The 16,693-nt window shown below is 39.8% G+C and carries 15 protein-coding genes; 6 read left to right on the top strand and 9 right to left on the bottom strand.

Annotated elements, in window-relative coordinates; genetic code table 11:
* Positions 1-114 precede the first annotated feature (114 nt).
* Both BFP71_RS02130 and BFP71_RS02125 read left to right on the top strand, forming a co-directional pair.
* Positions 115-603 (top strand): luciferase domain-containing protein, encoded by a 489-nt coding sequence (locus tag BFP71_RS02130; RefSeq protein ID WP_088124838.1) that lies wholly within the window; start codon positions 115-117, stop codon positions 601-603.
* Positions 604-638: 35 nt separating this feature from the next.
* The gene (locus tag BFP71_RS02125) at positions 639-1,754 is read left to right on the top strand and encodes an ABC transporter substrate-binding protein (protein ID WP_069833806.1); all 1,116 of its coding nucleotides are present in this window, start codon (positions 639-641) and stop codon (positions 1,752-1,754) included.
* 139 nt (positions 1,755-1,893) lie between these two features.
* Here the strand turns inward: BFP71_RS02125 and BFP71_RS02120 are convergent, their stop codons facing one another.
* The 6 genes from BFP71_RS02120 to mce form a co-directional block, all read right to left on the bottom strand.
* Complete coding sequence (locus BFP71_RS02120) at positions 1,894-4,821, bottom strand: S9 family peptidase (RefSeq protein ID WP_069833805.1); 2,928 nt, start codon at positions 4,819-4,821, stop codon at positions 1,894-1,896.
* Between the two features lie 484 nt (positions 4,822-5,305).
* Entirely contained in the window at positions 5,306-6,334 is a 1,029-nt protein-coding gene (locus BFP71_RS02115; protein WP_088124837.1) for an alpha/beta hydrolase, read from the bottom strand.
* Between the two features lie 159 nt (positions 6,335-6,493).
* Positions 6,494-6,883, bottom strand: a complete 390-nt coding sequence (locus BFP71_RS02110) for a VOC family protein (protein WP_069833803.1) — start codon at positions 6,881-6,883, stop codon at positions 6,494-6,496.
* A 47-nt stretch (positions 6,884-6,930) separates the two neighbouring features.
* Positions 6,931-7,365 carry a helix-turn-helix domain-containing protein gene (locus BFP71_RS02105; protein ID WP_222843459.1) on the bottom strand — a complete coding sequence of 145 codons (435 nt, stop codon included), beginning with the start codon at positions 7,363-7,365 and terminating at the stop codon, positions 6,931-6,933.
* Between the two features lie 217 nt (positions 7,366-7,582).
* Positions 7,583-8,992 carry a 23S rRNA (uracil(1939)-C(5))-methyltransferase RlmD gene (gene rlmD, locus BFP71_RS02100; RefSeq protein WP_069833802.1) on the bottom strand — a complete coding sequence of 470 codons (1,410 nt, stop codon included), beginning with the start codon at positions 8,990-8,992 and terminating at the stop codon, positions 7,583-7,585.
* A 50-nt stretch (positions 8,993-9,042) separates the two neighbouring features.
* Positions 9,043-9,444 (bottom strand): methylmalonyl-CoA epimerase, encoded by a 402-nt coding sequence (mce, locus tag BFP71_RS02095; RefSeq protein WP_069833801.1) that lies wholly within the window; start codon positions 9,442-9,444, stop codon positions 9,043-9,045.
* A 204-nt stretch (positions 9,445-9,648) separates the two neighbouring features.
* Here mce and BFP71_RS02090 point away from each other — a divergent pair, with 204 nt between their 5' ends.
* From BFP71_RS02090 to BFP71_RS02075, 4 genes are all read left to right on the top strand, one after another.
* A complete protein-coding gene (locus tag BFP71_RS02090) occupies positions 9,649-10,065 on the top strand; it encodes a hypothetical protein (protein ID WP_245701802.1) in 417 nt (138 codons plus the stop codon).
* Entirely contained in the window at positions 10,065-10,391 is a 327-nt protein-coding gene (locus BFP71_RS02085) for a HesB/IscA family protein (RefSeq protein ID WP_069833799.1), read from the top strand. Before BFP71_RS02090 ends, BFP71_RS02085 begins: the two co-directional genes overlap by 1 nt.
* A gap of 124 nt (positions 10,392-10,515) precedes the next feature.
* Positions 10,516-11,961, top strand: coding sequence for a hypothetical protein (locus BFP71_RS02080; protein WP_069833798.1), 1,446 nt, complete (start codon positions 10,516-10,518; stop codon positions 11,959-11,961).
* On the top strand, positions 11,961-12,464 hold the full coding sequence (locus BFP71_RS02075) for a YdcF family protein (RefSeq protein WP_069833797.1): 504 nt from the start codon (positions 11,961-11,963) through the stop codon (positions 12,462-12,464). The genes BFP71_RS02080 and BFP71_RS02075 overlap by 1 nt, the downstream gene beginning before the upstream one ends.
* A gap of 62 nt (positions 12,465-12,526) precedes the next feature.
* On the opposite strand, the gene BFP71_RS02070 is transcribed toward BFP71_RS02075, so the two are convergent.
* The 3 genes from BFP71_RS02070 to BFP71_RS02060 all read right to left on the bottom strand — a co-directional run bounded on the left by BFP71_RS02070 (position 12,527) and on the right by BFP71_RS02060 (position 16,692).
* A complete protein-coding gene (locus tag BFP71_RS02070) occupies positions 12,527-13,228 on the bottom strand; it encodes a carbon-nitrogen hydrolase family protein (protein WP_069833796.1) in 702 nt (233 codons plus the stop codon).
* A gap of 66 nt (positions 13,229-13,294) precedes the next feature.
* Entirely contained in the window at positions 13,295-15,181 is a 1,887-nt protein-coding gene (locus BFP71_RS02065) for an amidophosphoribosyltransferase (RefSeq protein ID WP_069833795.1), read from the bottom strand.
* On the bottom strand, positions 15,178-16,692 hold the full coding sequence (locus BFP71_RS02060; protein ID WP_069833794.1) for an NADH-quinone oxidoreductase subunit N: 1,515 nt from the start codon (positions 16,690-16,692) through the stop codon (positions 15,178-15,180). Before BFP71_RS02060 ends, BFP71_RS02065 begins: the two co-directional genes overlap by 4 nt.
* Between the last annotated feature and the right edge of the window lies 1 nt (position 16,693).

Below are 16,693 nucleotides of genomic sequence, written 5' to 3'. Positions count from 1 at the left end.
TGTATTATGTATAGTGCAAAAATATAGCTTTACAAGCATTAAACCAGACAGGCGTACAAAGTCAGTTAATCTGCTCAGAAATGCTTGCGCAATTCATTTAAAGAATAAGGTACAATGAATATAAAAATGACACTTGGCAATATGCCAATCAGAGAAGGCGTCAGGCCAAAGACGACAGATACCAACCCTCATACTCAACTGACTCAACAACCCAGCGATACTTCATTTATAGAAGCATTATCTGATTGGGCATTTGAGTTGAGCGATATTCAAAAGGAGCCCAGTGCCATCTCAGTTCCTGGTGCGATGGCCATGTGTATGGATGCTGATCACGTTTGTGATCGCTGTAATGCTTTTATGATTGGAACTGAGTTTGCACATTTTCACCCCAAACCAGACTATAGCCTTCATTTGGGATTGCCAGAAAGAGATGCGGAGGTAATTATACTTAATGGTTGGGGCGAGTGGCATCCTTTGATTGAAAGAGGTATTCTGCCACCAAACATAATCATGATGTACGCTCCGAGAAACCAAGAGGAATTGAATGTGTCCAAGTTCATTCTAGGCCGATCCTATGCCTTTGCAAAAGGAGATCTCAAATAGAATTTAACAGCTTCTGATTACAAAAAGACAAGCATATGAAACAGAAAAACTATTTCTTTTTATTTCTTATTCTGAGTTCCATTACCACCTCCATCGCTCAAACCAACAAGGGTTCGGCATACGTTCAGGTTGAAACCCGATCTCTTGAAGAGCTTTACGCTGAGGCGTTGAAAGAGGGTGGTGAATTTGTTCTTAGAGCGGGGGGTGATAAGTCTGACCAAATAGATTATTACCTCGATATGTTTAAGGCACGGTTTCCGAAGTTGAAAGTTACACATAGTGTAGATGTGAGTATCAATCATGCCCCGCGCTACGATAATGCGCGTGCAGCAGGCGGAGAAAAAAATATTCCGGATGTAATTCAATTTCAAACCTTACATCGGTTTACCTATTATACAGAGCAGGGTTATTTAGACATTTACAAACCTAAAAACTGGGATAAGGTATTTCCTGACTATAAGGATCCCCATGGACATTGGACTGGTTTATATGGAGTGACTTTTTCCAATTATGTCAATACCGATATTATTCCGGAAAGCAAGGCCCCAAGAGATGCTTTGGATTATTTAGACCCAGCTTTGAAGGGTAAAGTCATATTGACGTACCCGCACGATGATGACGCAGTATTATACCAGTTTTGGAACCTTAAGGAAATGTATGGCTGGGAGTATTTAGAAAAGCTAGTTGCTACCGAGCCTGTCTGGACCCGAGGTACAGCCATGCCATATGTAGCCATCAATAATGGTTGGTATGCGGCAAGTTTTACTACTTTTTGGGCATTCGAACCTATTCCGGGTCTCAATACAAAGTTTATAATTCCTGAAAATGATTACTTCCTTACTTGGTTTCAAGCAGCTGGTATTCCAACTCAAGCAAAACACAAAGCCGCGGCTAAACTTTACTTGAATTGGATGCTTTCCGAAGAATTTCAAGCAAAGTGGTTACAATTTCCTGTTCGAAGAGATGTAAAAGCTCCAGCAGACTATCAGTCGGTGCACCATCATAATACCTCACCCGCTGATTTTCATCGTTGGTTATTAAAAAGAGATATTGTGGAACGATTTCGAATGCAAATGCTACATCTGATTGGCCCAGTAATAGGACCAACCCCTATTGATATTGATTATAGCGTCAAACCTGAACGTAATTAATGATATCCATTATTTGATTACCTGTGCGGTATAATTCCTCTTGAACAAGTCATCATTCTAATAACGGTTTAACAAAAAACCTCTGGTATATACCAGAGGCTTTTTAATGCAATTATCAAATAGGTACGAATATGTTATGCTAGAAGCTTCTTTTCTCTAAATGCTCTTTCAGGTCCAGTTTATTTATTCCTTTGTCCAACCAATCTGGAGCTTTATGGCCTTTCAAGTGGTGATCGAAAAATTCCATCATCCTTACGCTATAATCCTTTCGGTTTTCTAGCTTTCTAAGTCCATGATTTTCTCCTTTATACTGTACAAGGACAACTGGTTTCTTCAACCTTCTTAGTGCAGAGTAATATTCGATTCCCTGTGTAAAATCAACGGCACCATCCTTATCATTATGAAGCATCAGTAGCGGGGTATTCACCTTTTTAACATGATATACAGGGCTATTTCTTAGGTAAGAATCCCAGTTTTCCCAAGGTGCACCTCTGAATCTACCTTGAGAGGCTTCGAAAATCGACATGTTTCCTCCTCCTGAATTCCAGTAGATTAAATCATACATAGAGACCATGTTAGTCAGAGGCGCTCCAGCCGCTGCTGCCTTAAACATATCGGTTTGTGTGATCAAAAATGATGTTTGATAACCACCCCATGAATGACCGTGAATTCCAATATTATCAGCATCGATAACGCCAGTAGCAATCGCCGCTTTTACCGCAGGAAGTACAGCCCATACTGCTGACATTCCTGGGTCATCTAGCTTATAAACAATGTCTGGAATAAATACCGCGTAGCCATTGCTTGTGTACATTGTTGGATTCCAGCCTGTACCACCAAACGATGGGTTTGACCAGTTATGCCGAGTCTGAGATAGTTTCTCATAATAGTAAACTACCGTAGGGTACTTCTTGCCTTTTTCATAGTTAGCAGGAAGGAACAATGCACCTTGGAGGGAGTCTCCTTTGTCTGTAACATAATCTACTAATTGCGTTCCTTCAGACCATGCATATTTATCGGCATCTGGCGTGTTCTTAGTCACCTGCTTTGGCGAAGAAAGCGACAGATCAGTCATAAACATTTCAGGAGGTGTATTGAAAGTTTGTTTGCCGAAGAAAACTACATCAGCATTTTTCGCTTTTCTAAGGTTACCAATGTTAGCGTCTTCCCAAATTAATGATGTTGCGCCTGGCTTTAAACCACTTTTCTTAGTTGGTGAAAGAGTAGCAACTCCGCTTTTCTTATTCCATTCGCCGTAAGTTCTCAAGTAAACCGTTTTTGTTAGATCGATTCCTTTCTCTTCTGGGTCTAAACCGAATCTGTACTGATAGCGAATGCCTTCTTTTCTGCCGTTTTGAGTCAAGTTCACTGGTTTAGCCTTTCCTTGTAGAGGCACTTGCCAAATATCCCAGCCATCTCTCAGTAAAACATATTTACTGTCAGAACTCCAACCCAAAACGCCTACCATTGGCTTTTCTACGTTGTGATCGTCTTCAACATCAACAAAAGTAACGGGTAGGTTTTCAGTGATATTAGTCGTGCTACCTTTGATAATGTCATGCACGAAATAGTGTCCATCTTCAGCATAAATGAACTTAGTGCCATCTGTTGAAGGGCTAGGGTTAGACCAAAAAGAAGGTAGATAAAACTTAGTGAATAACTCTTTTCTCGTACCTGTTTTTAAGTCAACTAGGTAGAAGTCACTGTATCGCTGGCCATCTAAGTTGATGTCTAATTCATAGTTTTGATTGTCAGAACCGATCGCGTACAAGTGTTTCGGGAAAATGCTCAAGCTCTTCATGCTTTCATCTTGAAGGGCAGTGTGCTTGGCAGAGGCTACATCATACATGGCCCACATGCTGTAGTTCTTATCTTGTCGTTCAGTTACTTGTTGACGAGATTGAAGTCTACTATCGTTCCAATGCCAAATGGTCATATCTGGTTGATCTACATTGGCCTTCTTTTTAGGTTTTCCTTTTTTAGCGTCTACCTTGGCGATCGCTTTTTGCAAGTCTGCGATAGACTTGAGCGATGTATCTGCCATAATTTTTTCTACTGCTTTGGCTTGAGCCAACTTCATAGAATCCTTATCCAACTCTTTTTTAGGCGAAGGCTTTTTGACGAGCTCTAAAGGGTGAATTCCATAAAACAACCTTGTTAAATCTTCAGACCACATAGGTCTTCGATTGCCACTGATTGTATAACTCTGATCAAAACCTGTGGTGTCTTTTTGAGCGTCATAAAGCGTGATCTGTGGCTTTTTTAAATTTTTTACTCCAACTACTTTACCGTGAGGCTGCTTATATTTTTTGTCCTCGACCATTTTGAGTGCAGCAAAAGCTTCACCTTTTTCAGTCCAGTTGATAAACTTATAGGCTGCATCGTCAGAATCTAAGATTTGCGTGCTATTGCTCGCCATATCCATAAGATAGATGCCATTACCAGTTTTATTCGCCGCGTCAACCACATAAGCAAGGTGACTACCAGACTTATTGAATCGGAATTCTGTCACATTTCCGATGTTTTGAGATTTATCGGCATTTAAATGGTAAATCAAAAGGTCAGAACCTCTTGCTTTGCTATTGCCATCTTTGGCGAGATTAATCGCGAGCTGAGAAGCCTGCTCGTTATTGAATGAGAAACTAATCACATTTTCGAATGTTTTCTTCTCATCGGTACCCAATTCTAACAAGCTCAACTTATCTCTTAAAGGTTTACTTCTCGGTCCTTTGTTGGCTTGTCTTTGGCTAAATTTCGGGTATTCTTTGAAAGCGATCCATTTACTATCATCACTGAATTGAATAGATGGAAAAGTAGTTGACCCTATTGGGAAAGACTTTGCCAAAGAGTCAGGTTCGGATAATTTTTTTAGGATAAGTTCTCCATCAGCTTCAGAAGCAACGATAGCATAGGCTATCCATTGGCCATCAGGAGATACTCTAAAGCTATTGCCCTGCATGTATTTCCAAGTCGGAATATCTTGCCAAGACATAGGCTTTTTTTCTTGGGCTGTCGCAATGCTAGCGAATAAGAAAAGCACCCAAATTGTTAAAAGTTGTTTGCGCATTTTTTAAGTTTTTGTGTGAAATGATAATAAAAAGTTCTGATTCGAGTGGCTAGAGACAAGTTCAGATAGCTCATATTCAATGAATCAGCTGAAAGTCTTTGCTTTGCCACCCTACAATATAGCCCTCACTTGTGAATTTGCCCTAGATTTTATGATCTCATTTTAGAGTCATGGTGATGACTTCAGCCTCAAAACCGGACTGAGTTAATTCCTGATTTAGCCTTTTATGGCCAAAATGATCAGATTTGTAATCTTCTGAGTTGGAGTGATTCGAATTTAGAATGCCAGACTTTTGGGGACTGTTATTATTTAAATGGCTTATGCGTTGACATCGTTGAGTAACCTCTCCACCACTATGCTCTAAATATTCAAGTGGCCAAACGCCTCAATACTAGATGAATCATTTATTCTGGACAGGAATACTCAAACTTATGCCAATGGAATGTTAAGATCATCGAGGTCTTGATTTTAAGAAATGGTAAAGCTATTCGTTTATTTTCCGAGTTAAGAACTCCACATATTCTTCATTATTCGGATCACTAAACAAAATTGGATTTCCATAGGTAGTCACATTTAGTACACCTGCAGCATCGGCAAATTCTTTTATCTCCCTAGCGTGAAATGGATGATGGTTGAAGCTACTGGTTGTCATTGGTACATCGTTATGTCCGCCAGTATTCCTAACCCAAATCTCTGGGTCATCCGATGACAATAACGACAGCATATCTACTTGTTCTCGATATGCTTGAATTTCAGGGGTCTGGTATGCCTCCATGGTGCTTACTCCATAAAAACTATAAACGGTTTCCTCTCCATATTCTTGAATGATATCTTCTAAGGATGTATTAAAATCAACGAATACATCTCCAAGCCACCTCGATTCAATATCTAAGCTGGATTGTGTCGCATTCAGTGCAATCCCTCTTACTCTTGTACTTTCTTGAAGTACCAAATCTGGACTGTTTGGGTCGGCTAAATCGTCATTGGTGGCCAACCAAAGTGCTGTAGATGCGCCAGCTGAAGTTCCGAATAAGACAATTTTTTCTTTATCAATATTGAGCTCTTTATGAATGTACCTGATATACTGTAAGGCTCTTTTTGAATCATTTAAGCTCTTCAAAACCCCTTCATTGTCTCCTACTTCTATCAATCTGTAATTAATCGTGGCCACAGCAATACCATTGTTTAATAACCGATTGACTTCATTCTCGAAGTTTGTGTTGTAGATGAAAGCTTTGTCACCTCCGGTAAACCCTCCACCATGGATAAATATGACTAATCCTGATGGAGATGAACTATTAGGTAAAAAAATATCAAACGTAGTTTTATCATGTTCATCATAGGCGATGTCAGGTGCAAATTGTGTTTCTGAACTTTGAATTGTTATTGGTGGATTAGTAAAGTGCAGCTCTATTAGCGGTTCTTGACCTTCTGGTATCGTCGCTTGCTCATCGCTACTACAAGACATGATGGTAATCGCGACCAAAAAGTAACATATTGTATTAAAATTCATTGCTTAGTTTTCTTTTAGACAGTCTTAGCGCGGTTGAGTTTAAGAGGACATATACATATTAGGTTCTTGATGCAATCCCCATCTTAAGCCAAGCGCCTGAAAAAATACCTGCTAAAACTCTATTGATCTTTTGATTTGAATACAATCGATCACTAAGCACTACAGGGTTTGCATGAGCTGAATATTATTCCCGCAGGTATCGTCCAAAACGGCAAACATTACTGGACCAGCTTCCTTGGGTGGAATGGAGAATTCTACTCCCAAGCCTGTCAGCCGCTCATATTCTTTCTTTACATCGTCTACTTCAAATGCCGTATATGGCATGCCGGCATCCTTACATGCTTTTTGAAATACCTTTGCAGGTTCAAAACCAAGTGGCTCTAGAAGCAGTTCTACGCCATTTTGTTCTTTGGGAGAAACTAGCGTTAACCATCGGTGTTCACCCATAGGGATATCTGTTTTTTTGATGAAGCCGAGTTTTTCGGTGTAAAACGCTAATGCTTTCGCTTGGTCATCAACCATAATACTAGTTGCGCTAATCCATATCATATTGCTAAGGTTTAATTTTCTCTAAAACTGCTCCATTATTTGGCGGGTCACTTATCCAAAATTGCTTTATTCAAATCTTGATACGCTTTTGGCGACAGACCAGTTCCTTTTTTGAATACTCTAGAAAATGTGGATAGACTTTCATAGCCCACCGCAAAGCAAGTTTGAGTCACCGATAATCCCTCTTTTAGAAGCTCTTTCGCCCTATCGATCCGAAGGTCTTTGAGATACTCCTTCGGTGTAAGTCCGTAGACAAGCTTAAAAATCCTAATAAAGTGGAAAGACGACATGCAGGCAGCTGCTGCAATTTCACCTAGTTCAATTTTTTTCGACAGATTATCCTTCATGAAGGCTCTGGACTGCCTAACCTGAGTATAGTAATATGCAGGCTGATAAACCTCCTGAGAAATTCGGTCAACATACCTTTCAAACTGAGTCTTTTGCTTCATCCTAGTTGCACCAGCAGGATTATGCCCTGCCATGACCACTTAATTTCGGAAATATTCATCAAATATTAACAAGACTTCAAGCGTAGGCTGATATGCAAGAGTCCCATAGCAGGAGCATATTGCGCAGGTATGGGCTCCAAACTTCTAGATAGTACACTGATTGACAGTCAAGAATATACTGCGCTTACAGAATCGGTCCAGCGAGCTTTGCACATAGCAAAAAGTATCTAATACAAGGTACGCGCAGATTCTAAGCCCTCAACTCCAAGAGTACCACATTTTCCACATGGTGTGTTTGTGGGAACATATCAACTGGTTGGACTTTTGTCACTTTGTATTTAGCATCTAGTAAAGCTAAATCTCTCGCTTGAGTGGCAGGGTTACAGCTAACGTAGACTATTTTGGGTGCTTCGATTTTCAATAGCATATCAACCACATCTGCATGCATTCCAGCCCTCGGAGGGTCGGTGATAATGACGTCTGGCCGATCATGATTAGCCATAAAATCATCATTTAATAATTCCTTCATATCACCAGCATAGAACTGCGTATTTTCAATGTTGTTGATTTCAGAATTCACTTTCGCGTCTTCAATAGCGGCCTCTACATATTCGATGCCGATAACCTTTTTGGCTTGTTTGGCAACAAAATTGGCGATGGTTCCCGTTCCTGTATATAAGTCATAAACTACCTCGTCTCCAGACAGATTTGCGTAGTCCCGAGCGACTTTGTATAACTCATAAGCCTGAGTGGCATTGGTTTGGTAGAAAGATTTCGGCCCTACTCGAAATTGAATCCCCTCCATTTCTTCTGTGATGTAAGCTTTACCATGGAAAACCTTCACTTCAAGATCGTGAAAAGTCTCATTTGCCTTATTATTAATCACGTATTGTAGGGAAGTGATTTCCGGGAATTTTGACTTTAAATGCTCTAATAAGCCTTCGTTTTCCGATTGATCTAGCGCAAACTGAACAATGACCATCCATTCATTTAGAATTGAATTTCGGATAATGAGATTTCTAACTGAGCCAGTTTTTTTAGAGATATCGTAAAAGGGGAGATCATGCTTTCTACAATAATCTTTAACGGCATTGCGAATCTTATTCGATGGATCGGGCTGATGAAAGCACTTTTCGATGTCTAGAATCTTATCAAATCTGCCAGGGATATGGAAGCCCAATCCACGCCGATCCAGTTCATCACCACTGTCTATTTCCTCCTTTGTAACCCAACGCCAGTTTGTAAATGTATATTCCAGTTTGTTTCTGTAAAACTGAATATTTGAAGACCCAAGGATAGGAGTGATTTCAGGAAGTTCTACTTTGGCAATTCTTTCCAAGCTATCAACTACTTGCTGGTGCTTATATTTTAATTGTGTTTTATAGGGGATATGCTGCCATTTACAGCCGCCACAGGTACCAAAATGTTCGCAAAACGCCTCAACTCGATCTTCAGAATATGAGTGAAATTTTATTGGGGTAGCCTCCATGAAATTTGGCTTTTTCCTAGTCACTCGTACATCCACTACATCGCCTGGGGCCACTTTTTCAACAAAAACGACTTGCTCATCTACTCTAGCAATACATTTGCCTTCTGCGGCAATACCTTCAATTTTGACTTGCTCGAGTACCTTTTGTTTTCCCCTGAACTTTCTTCCCATGGCGCGAAATTAGTAAATAGTTAATCGGTTTGCTCAAAAGTACCTACCACTTACTGAATCTCTTGACAGAGTTCGATCAAAACGCCATTTGTGGTTTTGGGATGTAGGAAACAGACTAGCTTATTATCTGCTCCTTTTTTGGGTTCTTGATTTAGCAATGTGAAGCCTTCACCTTCAAGTCTTTTCATTTCAGCTCGAATATCCGCAACATCGTAAGCGATATGGTGAATGCCTTCTCCTCGTTTTTCTAGAAACTTAGCAATCGGACTATCGGGATTAGTGGCCTCTAAAAGTTCAATCTTGTTGGGTCCAACTTGAAAGAATGATGTATTCACACCTTCAGAAGCCACACTTTCTACTTTGTAATGCGGTTCTCCGAATAGTTTTCCAAAAAGCTCGTTTGAAGTGTTCAAGTCCTTTACGGCAATGCCAATGTGTTCTATCTTTTTCATATTCGGTCTTTTTTCGTCATCCTTTTTTCACGAAGGAGCAATTTAACAGCGAAAAATTTAAGATTGCCTCTTACACAACAATTATGGTTAGTGTTAGTATCTCTCGATTAGTTATCTTTGTAATGAAAACAGGAAACTAATTAAAGGTTTTTGCTGTTTCTATAATTGCTCAATAAACCAAATTGAGTGTAATTAAAGGCCAATATGAGTATGACTGGTGCAGGCACAGATATCCATGTAGAAAGTGTAAGACTTCAAAAGAAGATCGAGAGTCACTTAGGGATAAAAGGAAGCGAACTGAGTTTTGAATTTGTAGCGACCGAAGGGAAGATAAAACTTGATATGATCACCATCAACCCAAGGCATAATCAGTCTTTTCTATTTCAGTCAGAGATTGGGATTGATAAGCTTGATGCTTTAAGGAAGATGTTGGATTACGTAAAGTCATACAAAGACAAATACAATTCCTACACTATCCAGTGGATCGCTAAGGATGAAAGCGAGTTACATACTTCATATTTTACGGCCAGTAATATGTATGATGCACTTGATAAACTTTATTATGGTAGAGATATTAATACCATAACGGTTTTTAGTGTGGTACTTAACCCAGTAGCATAATGATAACAGTAACAGATACAGCCAAGAACAAGATCGTAGAGCTTAGAACTAAAGAAGGTCAGAGCGAAGATTCAAATATAAGGGTAGCCGTACAGGGCGGGGGATGCTCTGGACTGATGTACGACTTAGAATTTGATGCCGAAATCAAGGAAAAGGATGAGGTTTTTGAAGACAAAGGGGTGAAAATCTTAGTCGATAGAAAGAGTCTGTTATACCTCTTAGGTACTACGCTCGATTTTTCTGACGGATTGAACGGAAAGGGATTCCAGTTTATTAATCCAAATGCGTCGCGTACATGTGGCTGCGGAGAAAGTTTCTCGGTTTAATTTTAATTAGTGTTATTAAGAATTTTAAGCCACTCCTAGAGTGGCTTTTTTTATTGAGAAATTCAAACGCTCTTCAATTAGCCCTGAATTATTTATATTGTTCCATTAACTTCATTCACACATTATGAGAAAATGGACACCACTCGATGTACTTTTTGTACTCTTTTCTTCATTAACTGTTTCTCTCCTCATTTTTTGGCTAGCGTCCCAGCTTTTGGGCGACGAAATCCTGAATGAGTTACCTCCATGGTTGAATACTATAGGGAGTAAATTCTGGTCGTTTTTGGTTACGGGTTCTGCCGCAACTCTTACTCAATTTCTAAACAAGAATAGAGAGGATTCTCCTAACTATATGGTTTGGATTGTCTTCATGACCGTCTTTTTTATGGGTAGTACACTTGTGATTTATACTGTTCTCGATAGTGATGAAGAATATCAAGAGTCATTTGAAGCTAAGATGTACCTAAGTCTCCCTTCAGTCAAAGACAACCAAAACCTCACCTATTTGCAACAGGCACCACAGTGGGTAGATTGGAAAAATCGTGCAAGGCAGAATGATGGCTTATTCGAACTGGATGTAATTCTGCCTAAAACGAATAATACATTTATAATTAAACTGGCACCTCAAATCATAGAAAGTACCTTCACTAACAGGAGTAATACTACCGAGCTGTGTTTACAGCGAGCTTCAGTGTGTGAAGGTCCTCATCAGATGGGAATAAAGTATTCGAATAACAGGCCAATCATTACAAGGGTTGGTGAAAATGACTGTAGTATATCCTTATGCGAAGGTCAAACAGCACATCTTGACGAATTCCAAATTATTAAAGCAAACGCATTTCAGGATCGCTACTTTTGGAATGTTCCGACACTCGAATATCTGGAAAAATCTGGCCGTAGGGGTTATGCTCACTTTAAAGTTACTGTCGAACAAACTGCTGATTTAGATTTTGACTATTTCACCTACAGAGTTATCGTCAACGGTAATGAGGTGTTATTTAATGGAATAAGCTCAGATGATTTAAGACACGCCAAAGGTGAGTCTGATATCAGTTTAGATTTTGGGCTTGAGAGTTTGAATTTTAATGGCCAAGATAACGGTGTGGAACACGTTGATATTACGGTTAGCCTCCATAAAAATGGAAATATTTCGCAAAGTATTGAAGTGCCACTTGAGTATGTGGCCTTTAGAACATTTAGAAAGCGTACAATTACTTATGGTAACAACACTGTTACTTGGGAGTCAAAATACTATGCGCCAGAGGATGCTGCGCATGAATTGATTGTGGTTTCGGGTACCAATCTCGCTGGATTAGTGTTGGATAAAGAGAAAATTGACGAAGCTAATTTGGAATATGATGGCAAACGGGTTATCGGAGTAATAAGACCTCCACTAGGTGAAAATCTGAATTATGGCTTAATTGTGGGCCTAGAGTTACCAAATAAACAGACACTAATAGACTTTTCTAGAAATGAAGTCGAGCGCTTGAAACAATGGGTTTTGGAGCCTGAACATGTTAATTATTTTAAACAGGATGCCTATATCTATAGACTGAATAGGGCTAATTGATGAGCACTTATGTGATTTTTGGTGCTGCTGTGAGAAAGGGAGGTGCTCCTTCTGGTTCGTTGCAACGTAGAATAGATGCAGCAATCAATATGGCTGAAAATGATGACACACCTTTTTTCATACCCTCTGGCGCTGTGGGCAAGTTTCCTCCGTCTGAGGCGCAAGTAATTAAAGATGAGTTGGTCAAGTCTGGCTATTCGCCTAACCAGATATTACTAGATGAGGATTCCATAGATACTCTGGAATCAGTCATCAGGTGTACTAAAATAATCAATGAAGAAAATTTGAGGGATGTAGTAGTATGTACGGACAGATATCACCAACCTCGTTGTATTTGTCTTTTTAAGCTAAGCGGCGTGAAAGCGAGAAAAGCTCGAATAGCTCCGAGTCTCTTGAAATTGGGGTTTTTGAAATGGGCTAAGTACTGCTTGAAAGAGTTTTTGGCGGTACTTTATGATAGCTTCTTAATTAAAATCTATCCTTCAAGGGCTATTAGAGCTTAGTTTCTATTAACTGAACGTATAGAAATATTTGTTTTGCTAACCTTTTAAAAATTAGTCGCCTTTTACGGTACTTGATAGATGAGTATACCTGTTTGTAACTTGTCCAAGTTGGTGGTTAGCTTACCTTCCAAGTCCCAAACTCCAGATTGTCCGCCACCAATGTTACCATCGAATTCACCCACACAGTTGCACATTAATACAGGGATTTCATAGGTTTTTGCAATTTCTGACAGCCTGGGATTATTTCTAGCGACACCGTTTACAGTTTTTGCCACGCTGGCAATGTAAATCTCCGACTCATTCTGTTTTGCAGTTTCACAATGGGCAGGGATGGTCAATTCGTAGCATATGGCAAGAGATATAGTCTTTTCTGCCTTGATAATTCCTGCCTGTTTCGGACCAGCTACAAAATAGGGTAATTCATCAGCGTGTAGATATTGTTTGGCGTAAAGCGATCTAACTTGATGAGGCTTAATTATAATGAGGCTAATATGAACACCATTATCCGCCTTGGTTGGAGCTCCAATACAAATGATGATGTTATGTGTGTCGCTAAGTGTTTGAAATTCATCTAGCCGACTATCCTCTAAATCCAATGCCAAATCTTTTACCATTTCAGGCTCGTACCCAGTCAGGGAAAGCTCGGAAAATATGATAAAGTCAGCAGATTGATCAATCGCTTCTCTGACTTTACTTAAATGATCTTGAATATTAGCGGCTATATTTCCTGCTACAGGCTCTGTTTGGGCAAGACAAATCTTCATGAATTGAATATCCACAAAACTCGACTTCTAGCAAAGCGATAGATAATAAGAAAGAAGGAATTCTGTCTAGTAAGCCCTTACCTCTTTACCCTCCATAAAGTTAATGAAGGCCTTATTTACTACACGATTTCCACCTGGAGTAGGATAGTCTCCTGTAAAATACCAATCACCGAGGTTTTTAGGGCAAGCATGGTGAAGGTTGTCAACCGTTTGATAGACAACTTCCAACTCCGCCTTTAACCCCTCTGGTCTGACGATATCGGTGATTTTTCTAGAGATTTCGTCATAGGTGAACTCATTATACAAGTCCTGGACACAATTTTCTTGATCGTCGGAGTTGATATTCGCTAGCGCTTTATGATAAGCCTTTTCTAGAAGATTCTCTTTAAAGTTTTCTTTTAGCAATGCTAGCATAGCTCTAAAAGCGACAAACTCCTTAATCTTAGACATGTCTATACCGTAGCAATCAGGGTATCTGATTTGCGGAGCAGAGGAAACAATCACGATCTTTTTAGGCTCGAGTTTATCAAGCATCTTTAGAATACTTTTCTCCAGCGTTGTACCCCTTACAATAGAATCATCGATAACCACCAAGGTATCAACACCCTTGTTGATGACTTCATAGGTGGTGTCATAAATATTGGCCACCAAATCATCCCGACTACTATCATCGGCAATGAATGTTCTGAGTTTAGCATCTTTAATGACCAGTTTCTCAACACGTGGTTGAAAACTCAAAAGCTCTTCGTGAGTCTCCAATGAAGGTTGGCCATGAATAATGACTTCCTTTCTGCGCTTGAGCATGTATTGATCCAGTCCCTGCATCATTCCTAAGAATGAAATTTCAGCAGTATTTGGGATATAGGTAAAGACCGTATTCTTTAGGTCCATATTAATGGACTTCAGAATCTGAGGTATCACGAGTTTACCAAGATCTTTTCTTTCGTTATAAATATCAGGATCAGTGCCTCTAGAAAAATAAATTCTTTCGAACGAACAGGCTTTAAGTTCGCCTGGTTCCATAATCGGTACCTCTTTATAAGAGGCATCTTTGTTCACAATCAGTGCATGCCCAGGTTGAACCTCCGTTATTTCTTCGTAATTGACGTTAAAAGCCGCTTTGATTGCTTGCTTTTCAGAAGCGACCACGATCACCTCGTCGTCAATGTATTTAAAGGCAGGTCTGATACCATTCGGATCTCGCACAATGAAAGAAGCACCATGACCTAATAAACCAACCATGGCATAGCCACCATCAAAATCTTTGAAAGAACGCTTCAAAACACGTTGAATGTTCATTTCATTTTCAATATGCTCGGTGATTTCGTTGTTGTCTTTCTTCTTTCGGTATTTATTGAAAATGCGTTGATTTTCTTCATCGATAAAGTGACCGATCTTTTCCATCACGGTTACAGTATCTGTCTTTTCTTTTGGATGTTGTCCTAGCTGTACTAGTAGGTCGAATAGCTCATCAACATTGGTCATGTTAAAGTTGCCGGCCATCACCAGGTTTCTACTCCTCCAGTTATTTTGTCTTAGGAAAGGATGACAACTTTCGATGCTATTTTTCCCATGAGTACCATACCTCAAATGACCCATCCAAAGTTCTCCAGTGAAACCCATGTTGTTTTTCAGCCACTTTGAATCTTTAGGATCGTACCCAGCTTTCTTTTTAGCCTTCTCGAACTTACGGGCAATCTTGCTGAAAATCTCCGTGACGGGTTGCTGATTAATAGTCCTATAACGACTAATAAACCGAGTGCCCGGTTCTACATCTACTTTGATGTTTGCTACACCCACACCATCTTGACCACGGTTGGACTGTTTTTGCATCATGATGTAAAGCTTGTTGACCGCGTAGGTTGCAGAGCCATATTTATCAATATAGTACTGAAGCGGTTTTCGGAGTCGAATGTGCGCTATGCCACATTCGTGTTTAATTTGCTCACTCATTTAGGTATCCAAAGCTCAAAATTAATACTATTCACTAGGCCTACAAACCAATCTGACCTAAAGAATAGGAGTAACAAAGGAACAACGAATAAAGTGCCCAACACATAATCAATGCGTTGAATGTCTTTTATTTGACTCTTGCCGTAGAATGGTTTGAAAAAGAGGAAATAAGGAAACCTGAGATAATAAAAAAGAGAGACAATTGTATTCATTAAACCGAATACAAAAACCCAAAATAGGATGTCCTTTTCACCTGTTTGGTAGCTATCCCATAACGCTGAGAAAATATAAAGCTTGGCATTGAATCCTGCCGTTGGAGGTAAGCCAGTTAAGGCGATCATTACGACTAAAACCAACGCTGATAAATATGGGAGTTTTGATCCTAAGCCTTTGTATCTAGCCAGATCTGTGGTGCCCGTGTGTTTTTCAAAGATCTGAACGAGGAAGAATGCAGCACAATTCATCAGCAAATAAATGATTGCATAGAAAATCATGGCTTGATTACCTCCGCTAGTAAAAGCCAAAATACCTACTAATAAAAAACCTGCATGCGCGATAGAGGAGTAGGCAAGCATTCGCTTGATGTCTTTTTGCCAAAGGGCTGAAAAATTTCCAATTGTCATACTCGCGATCGCTAAAACACCAACCCAAAGTTGCCAGTCGATTAAAGGGCTGTCGATGATGTTTATAAACTTGAATATGATGCTTAAGGCGGCGAGTTTTGGGATCACGGAGAAAACCGTGACTACCGGTGTTGGTGCAGCTTGATATACGTCTGGAGACCATACATGAAGTGGGAATGCGCCAAGTTTAAAAAAGAAACCACTCATAATCATTATACAAGAAATGAATATTGGGAGCTTGGGTATCTCGCTCAAAGCCGCTGAAAATCCAGCGTCGGTCAGGTCTAAACTTCCTGTAAATCCATAAAGCCAGCTCATGCCATAGAGCATGATAGCGGAGGCGACTGCGCCATAAATAAGATATTTTAATCCAGCTTCTGCTTTAGCTTTTCCTTTTAGAATGGCCGTTAGTATGTATGAACAAATTGAGACAACCTCTATAGCGATGTAAATAATCAAGAGATTGCTCGACATGGTCATAAAGGAGGCTCCGAGTAGTAAACCGAAGAGCATGACAAGCATTTCACTGCTATCGAAGAAATCTCCACGTTTTGCTGATCTTACCGCTGTGATTAGTGCTATGGCCATTGCCATTAAGAAACCACCTTTAAGAATTATTGAAAGTCGATTGATATCAAGTAACCCACCCATTAAAGCCTTGGAGTCTGGGAAAGCATACCATTGTTGGACTACCAAAACAAAAGCATAGGCAATGCCCGCAAAAGAAATCGAAAACAAACCGATCGACTTATTCTTATTAAAAATTAGGTCGAAAAGAATCAAAAGTATTATCGAACCAACAATCGTTAACTCAGGAAGGAGCGCCCAGAGATCGTGACTGGTACTGCTGAGCTTTTCACTTAATCCTGTATGTTGGTTTTGAAGCATC

Source organism: Roseivirga misakiensis, from assembly GCF_001747105.1.
In the GTDB taxonomy this organism is placed as follows: Bacteria; Bacteroidota; Bacteroidia; order Cytophagales; family Cyclobacteriaceae; genus Roseivirga; species Roseivirga misakiensis.
Note: the sequence above shows the minus strand (reverse complement) of the source record. Positions and strands in the feature narration are given on the sequence as shown.